This is a genomic window from Pseudorhodoplanes sinuspersici (assembly GCF_002119765.1).
Classification (GTDB): Bacteria; Pseudomonadota; Alphaproteobacteria; order Rhizobiales; family Xanthobacteraceae; genus Pseudorhodoplanes; species Pseudorhodoplanes sinuspersici.
The window spans coordinates 280515-294729 of the sequence record NZ_CP021112.1; the positions used below are offsets into that span (position 1 = coordinate 280515).

Annotated in this window: 15 protein-coding genes; 5 read left to right on the forward strand and 10 right to left on the reverse strand. The window is 60.1% G+C overall.

The genetic code is table 11. From position 1 onward, the window contains the following. Nucleotides 1-22 precede the first annotated feature (22 nt). Entirely contained in the window at nucleotides 23-844 is an 822-nt protein-coding gene (locus tag CAK95_RS01325) for a 3-hydroxybutyrate dehydrogenase (RefSeq protein ID WP_086086193.1), read from the reverse strand. A gap of 238 nt (nucleotides 845-1082) precedes the next feature. Here CAK95_RS01325 and CAK95_RS01330 point away from each other — a divergent pair, with 238 nt between their 5' ends. The 3 genes from CAK95_RS01330 to CAK95_RS01340 all read left to right on the forward strand — a co-directional run bounded on the left by CAK95_RS01330 (nucleotide 1083) and on the right by CAK95_RS01340 (nucleotide 3031). Then, nucleotides 1083-1577, forward strand: a complete 495-nt coding sequence (locus tag CAK95_RS01330) for a DoxX family protein (RefSeq protein WP_086086194.1) — start codon at nucleotides 1083-1085, stop codon at nucleotides 1575-1577. A 126-nt stretch (nucleotides 1578-1703) separates the two neighbouring features. Beyond that, nucleotides 1704-2132, forward strand: coding sequence for a cupin domain-containing protein (locus tag CAK95_RS01335; protein ID WP_245303931.1), 429 nt, complete (start codon nucleotides 1704-1706; stop codon nucleotides 2130-2132). A gap of 269 nt (nucleotides 2133-2401) precedes the next feature. Next, entirely contained in the window at nucleotides 2402-3031 is a 630-nt protein-coding gene (locus CAK95_RS01340; RefSeq protein WP_245303583.1) for a peroxiredoxin-like family protein, read from the forward strand. 14 nt (nucleotides 3032-3045) lie between these two features. Here the strand turns inward: CAK95_RS01340 and CAK95_RS01345 are convergent, their stop codons facing one another. The 4 genes from CAK95_RS01345 to bufB form a co-directional block, all read right to left on the reverse strand. After that, on the reverse strand, nucleotides 3046-3933 hold the full coding sequence (locus CAK95_RS01345) for a LysR family transcriptional regulator (protein WP_086086197.1): 888 nt from the start codon (nucleotides 3931-3933) through the stop codon (nucleotides 3046-3048). Between the two features lie 25 nt (nucleotides 3934-3958). After that, the gene (locus tag CAK95_RS01350) at nucleotides 3959-5263 is read right to left on the reverse strand and encodes an NAD(P)/FAD-dependent oxidoreductase (RefSeq protein WP_086091123.1); all 1305 of its coding nucleotides are present in this window, start codon (nucleotides 5261-5263) and stop codon (nucleotides 3959-3961) included. Between the two features lie 131 nt (nucleotides 5264-5394). Further along, nucleotides 5395-6189, reverse strand: a complete 795-nt coding sequence (locus CAK95_RS01355) for an HvfC/BufC N-terminal domain-containing protein (protein ID WP_086086198.1) — start codon at nucleotides 6187-6189, stop codon at nucleotides 5395-5397. Nucleotides 6190-6193: 4 nt separating this feature from the next. Beyond that, on the reverse strand, nucleotides 6194-6988 hold the full coding sequence (gene bufB, locus CAK95_RS01360; RefSeq protein WP_245303932.1) for an MNIO family bufferin maturase: 795 nt from the start codon (nucleotides 6986-6988) through the stop codon (nucleotides 6194-6196). Here bufB and CAK95_RS30355 point away from each other — a divergent pair. Then, nucleotides 6899-7132, forward strand: a complete 234-nt coding sequence (locus tag CAK95_RS30355; protein WP_245303938.1) for a hypothetical protein — start codon at nucleotides 6899-6901, stop codon at nucleotides 7130-7132. The genes bufB and CAK95_RS30355 overlap by 90 nt on opposite strands. An 8-nt stretch (nucleotides 7133-7140) precedes the next feature. Here CAK95_RS30355 and CAK95_RS01365 read toward each other — a convergent pair whose 3' ends face one another. From CAK95_RS01365 to CAK95_RS01375, 3 genes are all read right to left on the reverse strand, one after another. Continuing rightward, nucleotides 7141-7431, reverse strand: a complete 291-nt coding sequence (locus CAK95_RS01365; RefSeq protein WP_086086199.1) for a BufA1 family periplasmic bufferin-type metallophore — start codon at nucleotides 7429-7431, stop codon at nucleotides 7141-7143. A gap of 113 nt (nucleotides 7432-7544) precedes the next feature. Further along, nucleotides 7545-7745, reverse strand: a complete 201-nt coding sequence (locus CAK95_RS01370) for a hypothetical protein (RefSeq protein ID WP_086086200.1) — start codon at nucleotides 7743-7745, stop codon at nucleotides 7545-7547. Nucleotides 7746-7858: 113 nt separating this feature from the next. Then, a complete protein-coding gene (locus tag CAK95_RS01375) occupies nucleotides 7859-8569 on the reverse strand; it encodes a peroxiredoxin-like family protein (RefSeq protein ID WP_086086201.1) in 711 nt (236 codons plus the stop codon). A gap of 1207 nt (nucleotides 8570-9776) precedes the next feature. Between CAK95_RS01375 and CAK95_RS01385 the strand changes: the two genes are divergently transcribed. Beyond that, nucleotides 9777-10979, forward strand: coding sequence for an FAD-dependent monooxygenase (locus CAK95_RS01385; protein WP_245303585.1), 1203 nt, complete (start codon nucleotides 9777-9779; stop codon nucleotides 10977-10979). Between the two features lie 158 nt (nucleotides 10980-11137). On the opposite strand, the gene CAK95_RS01390 is transcribed toward CAK95_RS01385, so the two are convergent. Together CAK95_RS01390 and CAK95_RS01395 are read right to left on the reverse strand one after the other, a co-directional pair. Then, on the reverse strand, nucleotides 11138-12148 hold the full coding sequence (locus CAK95_RS01390) for a TAXI family TRAP transporter solute-binding subunit (RefSeq protein ID WP_086086204.1): 1011 nt from the start codon (nucleotides 12146-12148) through the stop codon (nucleotides 11138-11140). 104 nt (nucleotides 12149-12252) lie between these two features. After that, complete coding sequence (locus CAK95_RS01395; RefSeq protein WP_086086205.1) at nucleotides 12253-14205, reverse strand: TRAP transporter permease; 1953 nt, start codon at nucleotides 14203-14205, stop codon at nucleotides 12253-12255. Between the last annotated feature and the right edge of the window lie 10 nt (nucleotides 14206-14215).

The window sequence follows — 14215 nt, forward strand, 5'->3', positions numbered from 1 at the left end:
CCCGAAAAATCCGCGTGGCGGCTCAATGTGCGGTCCAGCCGCCATCGACCGGCAAGGCAACACCTGTAATCGAGGACGCCGCGTCGCTTGCGAGAAAGACCGAGAGCGCGCCGAGTTCCTCGACGCTCGCAAAGCGCTTGCTGGGCTGCTGCGCCAGCAGCACGTCGCGGATCACCTGCTCGCGCGGAATATTGTGCGCCTTCGCCTGCCCTTCGATCTGCGCCTCGACGAGCGGCGTATAGACATAGCCGGGGCAGATCGCGTTGCAGGTGATGTTGGACTCCGCAGTTTCCAGCGCGGTCACCTTGGTAAGACCGACTATGCCGTGCTTGGCGGCGACATAGGCGGACTTGAACGGTGATGCTACCAGACCATGCGCGGACGCGATGTTGATGATGCGGCCGAAATTATATCTACGCATCGAAGGCAGCGCCGCGCGCGTCGTATGAAATGCCGATGAAAGATTGATCGCAAGGATCATGTCCCATTTGTCGGCGGGAAATACCTCGAGCGGAGCGACATACTGGATTCCAGCGTTGTTGACGAGAATGTCCAGCCGACCGAACGTATCGAGCGTCATCGCAATCAGATCGGCCGCAGCAGCAGCCTTAGACAAATCTGCCGGCGAATAGCGCACCTCTACCCCGAATTCGGCGATCGTCCGCGCCTGCACTTCGGCAATATCCTCAGGCTTGCCAAAGCCGTTCAACACAATCGCAGAACCCGCCGCCGCGAGCGAACGTGCGATGCCGAGACCGATTCCACTGGTCGATCCCGTGACGAGCGAAACTTTACCTTCGAGAGACTGGGGTATCTGATGAAGGCTGAGCGGCTGAAAATTCATTGACCTGATCCTTCCGTTGCAGACTGCGCGCCGCGCGTCTGGTTGCAACGAAACTGACACGGCAGGCGAACGGCCTGGAAATGCCGATTGGCTAGGGTGACGATAGCTGCGCGCTACGCTGCGGGCCCGACCATGCATGAATAGACGCAAGCTATCGCGCCCATCTGGAATTGATATTTCTGAATCAGCTCCATTTCGCATTTGATCCGCGCATCGAACATTGTGGCAGGAGATCCCGATGCACGTATTCAAATGGCTCGACAAAAGCCGCAGCCTCGTCGACCGAATCCCCACGAGCCTGATCTTGCTCACGGCGCGTCTTGCCGTCGCCAACGTCTTCTGGCGCTCAGGCCAGACCAAAGTGAATGGCCTTTCAATCCGCGAGGAGACGTTCTTTCTGTTCCGCGAGGAATACAAGGTGCCGCTGTTGCCGCCAGATGTTGCGGCCTATCTCGCAACGATTAGCGAACATATCCTTCCGATCCTTTTGGTCATCGGCCTTGCGGCGCGCCTGTCTGCCGCCGGACTGCTCGGCATGACTCTGGTAATCCAGTTCTTTGTCGTGCCCGGCGGTTGGCCCGAACATCTTCTGTGGTTCGCGTTGCTCGGGCTGATCATTGCACGCGGACCCGGAGTGATATCGCTGGATCATCTGCTCTGGAATGCCTCTGCGCCTGCGTTGTCGACGAATAGCACCGCGCTATCGACACTAGAGCGGTCTGGCATTTCCTAATCAAGCAAGGCCACTGCACCATCGCATTACTGCACGGCTCGAACGAGCCGCGGCGCAACAGAGGAGACCAAAATCATGCTCACGTTCAACTGCGGCCGGCTTCGTTCGGTTGCCGCCCTCACAATCATGGCCTCAACCGGGTTCGCCGTTGGCGCACACGCGGGCGAATGCCCGACCGGCAAATTCAAACCAAATGCGCGCGAGGCGGTCACGCTCGCAGCATCGGGTGTCAGCGACACGACACTTGGGTCGATCGATCTCGGCAAGGAAAAAGCCAAGATCAAGGGCCGCGAGCTCCGCTTCCGGAAGATGGTGATCCAGCCCGGCGGTGTTGTGCCGTGGCACAGCCACGATGACCGTCCGGCGCTGATCTATGTCGCGGAAGGCGAGATTATCGAATACGCCAGCAATTGCGCGGCGCCTATCCATCACAAGGCCGGTGAAATCCGGACCGAGAGGCTCGGCACGTCGCATTGGTGGAAGAATCTCAGCGATGCCCCAGTCGTGCTGTTCATTGCCGACGTTCGCGCGGATCCCAACGACAAGCATATGTGACGGTTGCCCTGTCCCCTCACCGGCCGTCACACCATGACGCCCCGCTCGTCCCAAGCGGGGCGTCACTTTTTGCGGCGCCAGTGCGCCGCACAACTATAGAGGGGAGCTATCGTCGATCGGGCATTTTCAGTGGAAATCGGCGGGCCCGATCGCATATGAAATATGGGACGCCCCTATCTCGCAGCACGAGCAGTTCCACGATGGCTACTCAAACCGTGGCAACCGGCCTTAAACAAGCTTTTGACCAGGCCCGCGATCTTGATGGATCAATGAGCGAGCGGCTGGACCTGCTTGCGGACGCCATGCGGCGGCTGACGCCGGACAGAGTGGCCGTCATCGACAGGCTGGTGAACCGTTTAAAGGAGCACGATGCCGGCACCAGTGCGCCCCGTGTCGGTGACGCGATGCCGCCCTTCATCCTGCCGGACGAAAACGGCCAGCTCGTCAGCCTTCAGAGCCTTCTGGATCATGGGCCGGCCGTCGTAACCTTCCATCGCGGCCATTGGTGTCCGTGGTGCCGCATCAGCATCAACACGCTGGCGCGCGCTCAGGCGCGGCTTGAAGCGGCCGGCGCACGAATGGTCGCCATCGTGCCGGACCGTGAACAATTCGCGGCCGAGATGAAGCACGATGCCAATGCGAGCTTCCCGATCCTCTCTGACATAGACAATGGCTACGCGATGTCACTAAACCTTGCGATCTGGGTAGGTCCGGAGATGGAAGCCTACATCATCGACCGCGGCCACTCGCTGCCCGACTACCATGGCAATGACAGCTGGATGCTGCCGATCCCCGCGACATTCGTGATCGGTCAGGATGGCCGTATCAAAGCACGCTTTGTCGATCCGGATTACCGCAAGCGCGCCGCCATCGAAGATTTGATCGCTGCGCTAGGATAGCGATTTTCGTGCAGTTAGTCTGTCTTGTGCGGCCATTTCGCCGCGCGCAGCATTTTCATGAAAGTTGCGGCGATCGGCGAACGCTGACGGCCAGCGACGCCGTAAAGGCAGACAGTGCGGCCAAGCTCGAGGCCCTCCACAGTCGTTCGCACCACAGTCTGCGGCGAACTGACCGTGCGCGGCAGAAAGCCGATGCCGATATTTGCTTCCAATAGCGCGAGCAAGTCCTGGTCCGAGGAGACCTCGTGGCGGTGATCAGCATTAAGGCCTTTCGTCTTCAGCAGCGCGGCAAGATCGGTGCTTCGCTCGCAATGACTACGCAGCAGGAAACGCTCGGGCTTCAGATCGTCGAGCTGTATCGTTTCCTGATTGGCCAGCCGATGCGCGCGGCTGAACACCATGTCGAAGGATTCATCGAACAGCTTCCAGGTGTCGAGCCGATCCCACGCCTCGCCGATCGATGACGCGATCGCAAGCTCCGCCTCTCCGGACTTCATGTATTCGACCAGTTGCGGACCGGTACCGCGCAGGATCTTCAGTTCGATTTCATTGAAATTTTTACGAAGCTCATTCACCTGCGTCAGGATCAGACTCAGTTCTATGCTACTCGAAACTGCGAGCTTGAGGGCACCAACCTCACCGTCGTTGATCTGGGCGGCCAGTGCCCGGGCAGCTTGCGCGCTCTCGTAGCATTGCTTTAGCAGCGGATACATCCGCTCGCCCAGTGGGGTCAGCATCGCGTGCGGGCGCTCGCGCCGGAACAGGTCGCCGCCAAGCTCGCCCTCCAGCAGCTTGATGGCGCGCGTCAGCGACGGCTGCGCAACGTTGCACTCCTCAGCGGCACGCGTGAAGTTCAGCGTCCGCGCGACGGCCAGAAAGTACCTGACCTGGTGCATTTCCATGGCGACGCCCCCCTCGGGCGATCGATCAACTTTCTTTAGAGATCAGTTCCATTCGCGAAGTTCTAGCCACATCGTCAAGAGGCCGCACGTGCAGTCCCGTGATCAGGCGGCTGCCTCGCTGAAACGTGATGTAGCTCCACATCCAGTTCAGCACGACGGTAAAGCGGTTGCGAAACCCGATCAGAAAGTAGATGTGGGCGGCGCTCCACAGCAGCCACGCAGGCAATCCGGACAGGTGCAAACCGCCCATCTGCGCCACCGCTCGCTTTCGGCCGATGGTCGCGAGCGACCCGAAGTCACGGTAACGGAAAGGCTGGATCGAGCGGCCATTACAGCGTGCAATCAGGGCTTTGGCGACATATTGGCCCTGTTGCTTGGCCACCGGCGCAACACCCGCTAGCGGGCGCCCTTCGACATCGGTCGACACTGCTGTGTCGCCAATGACGAAAATGTCGGGATGACCCGGGGCCGTCAAATCCGGTCGCACTCGCACGCGGCCGGCACGGTCCGTATCAGCGCCGAGCCAGCGACCGGCGGGTGACGCCATCACGCCGGCAGCCCAAATGATCGTGCGCGTCGGAATCACCTCCGTGCCTATTCGGACGTCCTCACAGCTACAATCGTCGACAGCCGCACCAAGCCGCACCTCGACGCCAAGTTGCTCGAGTGCGCGGCGCGCGGCTTCCGACAGCGGTTCGGTGAATGGAGTCAGGATTCGCGGCGCAGCTTCGATCAGAATGATGCGGGCGCAACGCGGATCGATCGAACGAAAATCAGCCGCAAGCGCACGCTTGGCAAGTTCCGCGATCGCACCGGCCATTTCAACCCCTGTTGGCCCGCCACCGACAACGACGAATGTCAACAGACGGCGACGCTCCTCGGCATTCGGCTCGATCTCAGCGCTTTCGAAGGCAAGCAAGATGCGGCGGCGCAGATAGGTGGCGTCATCGACCGACTTCAGACCCGGCGCAAAGGTCGCCCAGTCATCTCGTCCGAAATAGGCGTGGCGTGCGCCGGTTGCGAGCACGAGATAGTCGTAGGAGACGCGCAAACCAGCGGCAACGACTTCGCAGTTGACTGTATCCACGCCGGTAACCTCTGCCAGCATGACCTTGGTATTGCGCTGCTCACGCAGAATATTACGGATGGGTGATGCGATGTCCGCCGGCGACAGACCTGCCGTTGCGACCTGATAGAGCAGCGGCTGGAATAGATGGTGATTGTTACGGTCGATCAGTACAACCTCGAAAGGCTGACCGGCAAGCCCCTTGGCCACGGACAATCCGCCAAAACCGCCGCCTACAATCACGACACGAGGCCTAGGTCGCATCTGAATGCCTTTCATGGCGTTGACCTGGCGCAATTGCTACAGCCCGCGCGCGTAGCAACAAGCCCGAATTACCTATCTGGTCGATGCACAGCGGCTATGGTCGACGGACCGGACCCACGGTCTCTAAGGGCTCAGGCGTGCGGGCCCGCAGCGGCCGCCATTCCGGTGACAATCCCTGCGCAAATCATGATGCGGAAGGCGGTCGCAAGATCGAAAGCGTCCGAACTCGCCGTGGCTGCGGCCGCAGCACCTACGGTTTCGCCCTTGGCAATCGCCGCAAAAAACTCATAAGTTCCCGGCGGCAAATCCCAGACCTCGACATCGAAGTGCGGGCGAACGACCAGCGCCCCTTCGGGTTTCCAGGCAATAGGCTGCTCGCCGTCGTCGCGAAGATAGGCTTGCCAGATGGAGACAGCCGGAAAACGCGAGCACAACAGAATCGCCGATGGATGCATCGTCAGTCGCAGGTTCAGCACATCATCCGCGGATAGATGCGTGAACAGATCGGCAGCAAGCGGCACGGCGTCTGCGGCGTGATAGGCGCAGGTTCGCGCATTCTCTATCGCCGCAACGTCGGCAACACACTGGGCAGCAGCTCCTTCTCCCACGCTGCGAAGGAATTGCGGGAAATCCTTTCCGTATTGGGAGAGAATCGGCGAACGCGGCGGCTCGGTAACGACATAAAGACGCGCAATTCCGTCGAAGGTATCAGGCCAGAGCAGCCGGCGTGTAACGGGATAGCGTGACGCCAAAGCCCTTATCAGGCTTGCGATGACATTGTTGCGATAGACGCCGAACCGGCTGAGACTGGCAGCGCCACAGCTCAGCTTGATCGCGGCAGGCACCGGCGCATCGTTGTTCAACAACGCCTCCGCAAAATCGCGCTCAAGCCGGAATGGGGCGCTCTCACGCGCAAATACGGTCATCCAGTTAGGCCGCCGCCATGGTTGGAGACACAGCGAGACGAAGCCTGCGCGCCCTGCCCGCCTCGGCGGCCAAAGCCGCAAAATCAGGCACCTCGTTGTCCCACTCGATCAGTGTCGGCGCGGTACAATGCCTTGCAAGGACCCGACGATAAAGCGTCCACACGGCCTCGCTCACGGCACGGCCATGATCATCAATCAATAACCTTGCACCCTCGCTGTCCTGATCTTCGGCAAAACCTGCCAGATGAAGCTCACCAACATGCTCGACCGGAAATGCGTCGATATAGGCCGATGCCTCGAAGCCGAGATTGACCGACGACACATAGACATTGTTCACATCAAGCAACAGGCCACAGCCAGTCCGCGCAACCACTGCGCGCAAAAAATCGATCTCGGGCATCGTGCTTGTCGCAAATGTGACGTAGGTCGCCGGATTTTCCAGAAGCATACGTGTTGTGAGTACATCCTGTACTTGATCGATATGTGCGCAGACATGTCCCAATGTGCTCTCGTTGTACGGAAGCGGAAGTAGATCGTTGAGGAACACGCCCTCGTGGCTCGACCAGGCGAGATGCTCGGAGAACAGAAAGGGCTCGTAGATATCTATCAGCCGCTGGAGTCGTCGCAGATGGTCGCGATCCAGTGGAGCGGCTCCGCCGATCGACAGGCCGACGCCGTGGAGCGATACCGAATAGTCGGACCGGATACGATGAAGCAGATGATGCATCGGGCCGCCGGCGCCCATGTAGTTTTCCGCGTGAACCTCGAAGAAGTCGACACGCCGATCGCCTTCAAAGATTTCTCGCGCATGCTCATGCTTGAAGCCGACGCCGATCGTGTGGGGGTCACACGGCGATTTGACGTTTGTTTTGGTCCACATGAACTGGGCCTCTTTTTGTTTGGCTTCGGCGGAAGCTGGCGCGGCTGCCAGCTTCCGCCGTGACATGAGGATCACGCCGGGCGCTTGATTTCGATGAGCGATCCCGGACCGAACGGCGTCTGCGTGGTGACGCAGGTACCCTTGTTGACGAGCTTCCAGGCATTGCCTTGATAGTCGATCTTGGAGGTACCGGCACAGGTCGTGCCAGGGCCGGCGGCGCAATCGTTCTGGCCTTTCAGCGACACGCCAAAGCACTTCTCCTTTTCGGCAGCCTGAGCCGGCGCGGTGGCAATAGTCGCCAGCGCAGACGTCAGCGCCGCGGCGATCGCAAGCGACGTGATGGAATTGATTTTCTCGGACATCGACATTCTCCGTGTTCAAACGCTCGCTATTGAGCGTTTCCGGCACCGTGCCGCCTTTGTCGATGCTGTTGAAATATCGTCAGCGAATTATTCCGATAGCGGGTTGCTATCCGTCAGCGAATCCACGGGTCGCTGTTGCCGGCGTGTATCGTCGTCTCTCGCTTGGCGATCATCACGCGCTGATCTGACTGATCATGCAGCGCATCGGTGCGCGCACAGATCGCACCCATCGTCACAGCAATGCCAGCCACGAGCGCGATAACTACGATCCGGATATGGGTCTGAACACCAGCCGTTTGCAGTGAATAATGCACTGCGATGCTCCCGATGCAGGATAAGCAGTCGTATAATCTTTAGACGTCGGCAGCGCACGCGTGAAATGCCGCGTCGATAAAAGCCCGATAGCTGCGCAATATCGCGAGCGCTCTTACAGGCCGGCGCGAAGCTGCTCCAGCACACCGACAATGGTCTCCGGCTCCATGCGCTCACGGAACTCGATATTGACCTGGCGCGCCTTGACGAGCCCATCCCGCCCGACAATGAACTTCGCGGCCATCGGCAGGAAATAGCCGTCGCGACCCTGATATTGATCGAGCGCGACGCCTGCCTCCTGATAGAGCCGCTGAACCTCCGCACCGACCCAAAAGATCAAATCGAGCGAGAGTGCATAGCCAAGATCAATATCGCTGAGGACTGGAAAGGGCAGATCGTTCTCCCGAACATAGTCCGCCGTCGCTTGTGCGGTTTCGGGCATGATGGCCACGACGCTCGCTCCCAGCCCTTTGATGCGATCGTGACTGGCGGCGAGCGAGCGTAGTTCCATCTTGCAATAGGGGCACCAATGCCCGCGGTTCAAGCTGATCACCGCAGGTCCGGATCGCAACAGCGATTCTAGCGAGACCAGCCGACCTTTCTGATCCGGCATCATGAAGGATGGCATGCGTTCGCCGAGCTTCGGCCCGATGTCGCCGCGATCGAGCGCCTCCAGACGCGCGACTAGCGCATCATAAGCCGCCGCAAAATCGGGTCGCCTCGTGCGGCTTTCCCGTTCATAGGCGGATAGCTGAATGCCGAGCGGCGCCGCTTCGCGCTGCGGCCGATCTTCGCTCGGCTGATCGCTTTTTTTTTGTTTCTGCAATATTGCCTCACATCGGAAGAGCCGCAGACAGTCACTGGAAGTGAAAGCAAATACCACGAGGTGATATAGCAAGGCGCTATGGAATCTATCGTTCCGCCGTGAGAGGGCGTACCGACCGCCCGCTTAGACCATAAGCAGACCTCGCCTGACGGGAGGTGCCTTGCATAAACGACATTATAGAATGGCTGCTAGTCATTATATCTAGTTTAGCTCGCAAAGCGCTACCGCACTGTTTGCCCGTGGCAGTTCGGAAGCTTCCATCTTGCTCGACCCATCGTAAGCAAACTTGATCCGCAAGGCGGATATCGACGAGTGGCGCCTCATTGAGTCCATCAGAAATCCGGCCGGAAAAGACGGCCCGCTCGCAGGTTGTCAGACGGAACGCATCGCTTGCTGGTCGGAGATGTCGCCGCGCGCTTGCATCGCACAAAATCGAAGCGCGGCGAGCGGCGGCCCATAGCATCGTATTTTCTGCGAGGCCGCGATTTCGAAGCCAAGCTTGAGCAGTTCGCCGTGAATGCGTGGCGCTCCCGAAAAGCGGATTCTCGATGGATCAGCGCCCGCAACTCCGCCTCGATCTGAGGCCGCCCTCCCTGTGAGAGTGACTTCCAACGCCAATAGAGACGAAAGCCGGCTCCGTGCCAGCGGGCGAGGGTCTCCGGCTGGACAACGTGCGCCGCGCCGAGCACGGCTTGAGAGATTGCAAATGTGGTGGCCGGCCGATCACCGCAGATCAATCGCGCTACCCTTCGCTGCGAACCGCTTCGCAACCATGAACTGATGCAACGCATGTCCCATTCCGCCGATCAAGCCGCGGACCGCCAGAATAAACGAAGCTGTTGCCGGGTGGAACATTCGGCGATTTCGCCGCACGGCAACCGAAATGATTTGAGATTGCTTGGATCTCGTACCCGCAGCCTACCGGCAACGACAGTTGGCGTCGCAAACTCGCGACGATGATCACACAACCCACCCGCGTGCCTAACTAATCCCGGCGGCGCTGGTGCTTCCACCAAGACTCGCCGATCAAAGAAGGCCCTTCCCAGTGCCCCATTGACACCGTGAGGACGGCACGTCGCACGCTTGGCCAAGCCTGTAGCAACCCGTCCGTCTTTCTATTTGACAATTATGAATGATATTCATAATTATACAACCACTAATCACGCCAGTTCGTTCGATTAATAGGAAAATGCAGGAGGATGCCCTTGTGCAAACCAAGGCGCATGTGATCATCGCCGGTGCTGGAATCGGCGGGCTGACCGCGGCCCTCGCTCTTCTCCAACGCGGATTTGACGTCGACGTCTACGAACAGGCGTCGGAGCTGCGCGAGGTCGGTGCCGGCGTGCAGATCGCCGCGAATGGAACGCGGGTGCTTATCAATCTCGGCCTTAAGGACCGGCTTTGCCCCCTGGTTTGCGAGGCGGCCGCCAAGGAAGTGCGCATCTGGAACACGGGCCAGACCCGCAAGCTGTTCGATCTCGGCGCGGACTCGGCGAAGCGCTTCGGTGCGCCCTACTGGATGATACACCGCGGCGATCTGCATCGCGTGCTGCTTGAAGCTGTCAAGGAGTTGAAGGCCGATGCGGTGCATGTTAACGCGCGCTGTATCGGCTTCCGGCAGGATGCTCAGTCGGTCGATCTGCAATTGGCCGACGGACGCAGCATCCATGGCGACATCCTGATCGGCGCCGACGGCGTTCATTCGCAACTGCGCGCGCAAATGTTTCATTCGCCCAAGGCGGAGTTCACCGGCCTGATGGCGTGGCGCGGCCTCGCGCCGATGGACCAACTCAGCGACGAACTGCAGCGCCCAGTGGGCACCAATTGGATCGGACCGGGAGGGCACGTCATCACCTATCCGATCCGCGGCAATACATTGCTCAATTTCGTCGGTCTGGTCGAGAACCGCGAATGGACCAGCGAATCCTGGACCGAAGCCGGCACCAAGGAAGAATGCGCGGCGGATTTCGCCGGCTGGCATCCGCTGATCAATGAGGTCATCAAGAACTTCGACACTCCGTTCCGCTGGGCCTTGGTTGGACGCGAACCGCTCGAACAATGGACCCAGGGGCGCGTGACATTGCTCGGCGACGCTTGCCATCCGACGCTGCCGTTTTTGGCACAGGGCGCGATTATGGCAATCGAGGATGGGCTCATTCTGGCCCGTTGCCTGCAGGAATTTTCCAGCAGGCCGGAACAGGCGCTCATGGTTTACGAGAACCTCCGCAAGGATCGCACTACCGCGATCGTGCGCGGCTCGTTCGCCAATCTCGAACGCTTTCACAATGCGGCGCTCGCCGATCCCATCACGGCAGCGGCCCATCTCGACCACGAGTGGGAGCCGGAGAAGGTCCGGCGCCGCTACGATTGGCTGTTCGAATACGACGCAACGCAGCTCGCGCTCGCCTGACGTGGCTTGCGCAGCCGTTTTTAATGCTCCGCATTTCGTAGCCAGGATCGACGCGACCTTCTCCGTCACGATTGCCGCCCCGCAATCCATGTCGGTTAATCTATCAAAACGAAATGTCCGCGAGCGATGACTCGCGGGCATTTCGCAAGTGTTCGCGCCTATTTCTTGGCTTGCGCCAGCAACTCGTCCTGACGCTTCTGATCCGCCTCGGTCCACATTCCTTTCTCCTTGTAGAAGGCGATGGCGGCCGGATGATAGGGAATGACCGGCGCGTCGGTGACCGCGGCATCGTGCGTATATCCGCGCATGCTCGGATGTATCGGCAGCAGGTCGTCTGTACCCTTCCACAATCCGTCTAGCAGCTTGGCGATCATCGCACCCGATGCGTCCTTGTTGGCGACGATATATGAATCGTATGACAAGAGGCGCGTCGGCGCCTCGACACCCGGCGCCGCATTCGCCTTGGCAATGGTGATGCGCGCACCGGGAAAAACGATCTCCTGATAGATCGCGGCCGCGTCTGGGGAATCAGGTATGGAAAGATAGCGGACACCAATCTGGGTGTCGGCCTCGCGCGCCTGGGGCTGGCCGAGCGACGCCCAGGTCGCATCGAGCCGGTTGGCCACTAACGCCTCGATTCCATCATTGGCGCCCGCGACCGGGACCGAGGTGACATCCTTCCAGGTATAGCCGGCCACTTTCAGTGAGGCCGTCAGCGAATTGGCGATTGACAGATGGCCGCCGAAATCGCTCGATATTCGCTTACCCTTCAAATCCGCATAGGTCTTGATCGGACCTTCCTTGCGAACGAGAAAGCCCAGCATCAGGGTCGCACTGCCGGCACGAATAAGACGAAGATCGGTGTAGGCTGTCTTCTGCTCATTGTCCCCGGAGAAGGCCTGGTAGGCGCTGTTGGCCGACATGACGCCGAGCTTCACCTCGCCGGAATTGAGCACCGGCACCCAGGCGGCGGGTCCGGCGTAAGGCCGTACGATGATGTTGAGGCCACCGTATTTCTTGGCGACGACGGCGACGCCCGAGCCGATGGTATTGAATGTCGTGCCGGCACGATCCGCCGCCAAAGCCACCGTCTGCGCCGACGATGGCGCCGCATAAGCGGACATCAAGGCGACCGCGATCCCGGAAAACAATACATGCACACGTTTCATGATCTTCCTCCCTCGTTGATTTTTTTGAGTTTACATCTGTGGCCGATCCGCTCGCGCGGAGTCGATCCACGCGGAATCGGCGATTGCGCCGGTTCCGCGCGCCTTCATTCGCCGGCCTGAGCCGAAGTCTGCGAACCCTCCGGAAGCATCCGGCTGGCGAACCACTCGAACGCGACGATCAGTCCGCCGCCGACCAATCCGACGACGTTGGCGATGAGCATTTCCGGGCTCGCGAACGGCGACACCATCACCGCGCAGCCGAACACGATCAGCAGCGCGCGAAACGCCGGATTGAGCGGCCTGAACAGATAGCCGACCAGTCCCGCGGCGATGCCTATGACACCGAGCACCGCCGTCCCGAACGCGATCACGACCTCGGTCGGCCCACCCATCATCAGGAGCCCGGGGCTGAACGGAAAGACGAACGGCAAAATGAAAGCGGCGATGCCGTATCGCATGCCAGAAATCGCCGTCGTCCAGAAGTTCGAGCCAGCAATGGCGGCCGCCGTATAGGTCGCGAAGCAGACCGGCGGCGTGATCATGGACAGCATGCCCACATAGAAAATGAACAGATGGGCCGCGAGGCGATCCACGCCGAGTTGAACCAGCGCCGGCGCCACCAGCACTGCTAACATCGTGTAGATCACCGCCGTCGGCAGCGCCATGCCAAGGATGGTGCAGACAATAGCCGTCATCAGCAGAATGAGAAGGATATTGTCGCCGGCGAGCTCCAGCAGGATCGATGACATGCTGAACCCGAGGCCTGCAAGCTGAAGCGCTCCGATGACGATGCCCGCGACGGCCGTGAGCACCAGAATGTTCATGGACGTTTTGCCGGTCGACAGCAGGGCGCCGTACAAATCGGCAAGCGTGGGCCGATTCCGCGCCGACAGGCAGCCGACCACCAGCGCCGCGGCGGTGGCAGCGAGGCCGGCCTCGCCCGGAGGCCAGAAGCCGAACATCACCGTGTAGATCAGCACCGCCAGGGGAATGATGAACGCATAACCGCGTCCGAGCGTGGCGAGCAGTTTCGGCAGATCGCGAACCGCTAACCCCTTCAGGCCGCGCTTGCCCGCTTCCAGATCGACCTGCACGAAAGCCGCCAGGTAATAAAGCAACGCCGGAAGCAATGCCGCGAGGACGACCTGACTATAGGGAATAGACAGGAAGTCGGCCATCAGGAAGGCGGTGATGCCCATGACAGGCGGCATGATCTGTCCGCCGGTCGACGAAACCGCCTCGATGGCGGCGGCTTGATGTTTCGGATAGCCGGCGCGTTCCATCATCGGAATCGAGATCGGGCCGACCACCGCGACGTTGGAAACGGCGCTGCCGGACACTGTGCCGAATAGCGTCGAAGCCACGATCGATACCTTAGCCGGCCCGCCACGAAATCGTCCCATGGCGACGAGCGCCAGGTCGGTGATGAAGGTGTCGCCCTTCACCGCCTTCAAGACCGCACCGAACAGGATGAAGGTGATGATCGTATTCGCCGCGACATTGAGCGGCAGGCCGAACAGAGCGCTCGAGTCGAGATAGGAATAGACAGCGATCCGCTGCCAGGTCGAAGCCGGCACGGAGAATATGCCAGGCATCATCTCGCCGAACCGGGCATAGAAAATGAAGAAAAGCGCGACGATGACGAGCGTCCAGCCAATCATCCGCCGGGTCGCCTCACACACCAGAAAGAGCAGGATCGCGGCGAGTATGATGCGATCCGTCCTGAGCGTCGCCAGATCGTGGACCAGCCAACTGTAGTTCACGAAGACGTAGCCGCAGGTGACGAGGGAAAGAGCGGCGAAGATCCAATCATACCAAGGAACCTGGTCGCCGCGGATGGACTTCGACGCACGGACGTTGACGAAGCAACCCAGCAGCGCGCAGGCAAGCATCAACGCCAGGAATTGCTCGTTGAAGGCGACCAGTCCCAACAGATGCTGGAAGCCCGTCGCCCACAAGCAAGCAACGATCACCGGAAGAACCAGAGCCGCCTGACCGATCCATCGTGAAATGCCGTGGAGCTCGCGCTTGGTCTCGACCTCGGATGTGTCATCCATGATGTTCTTC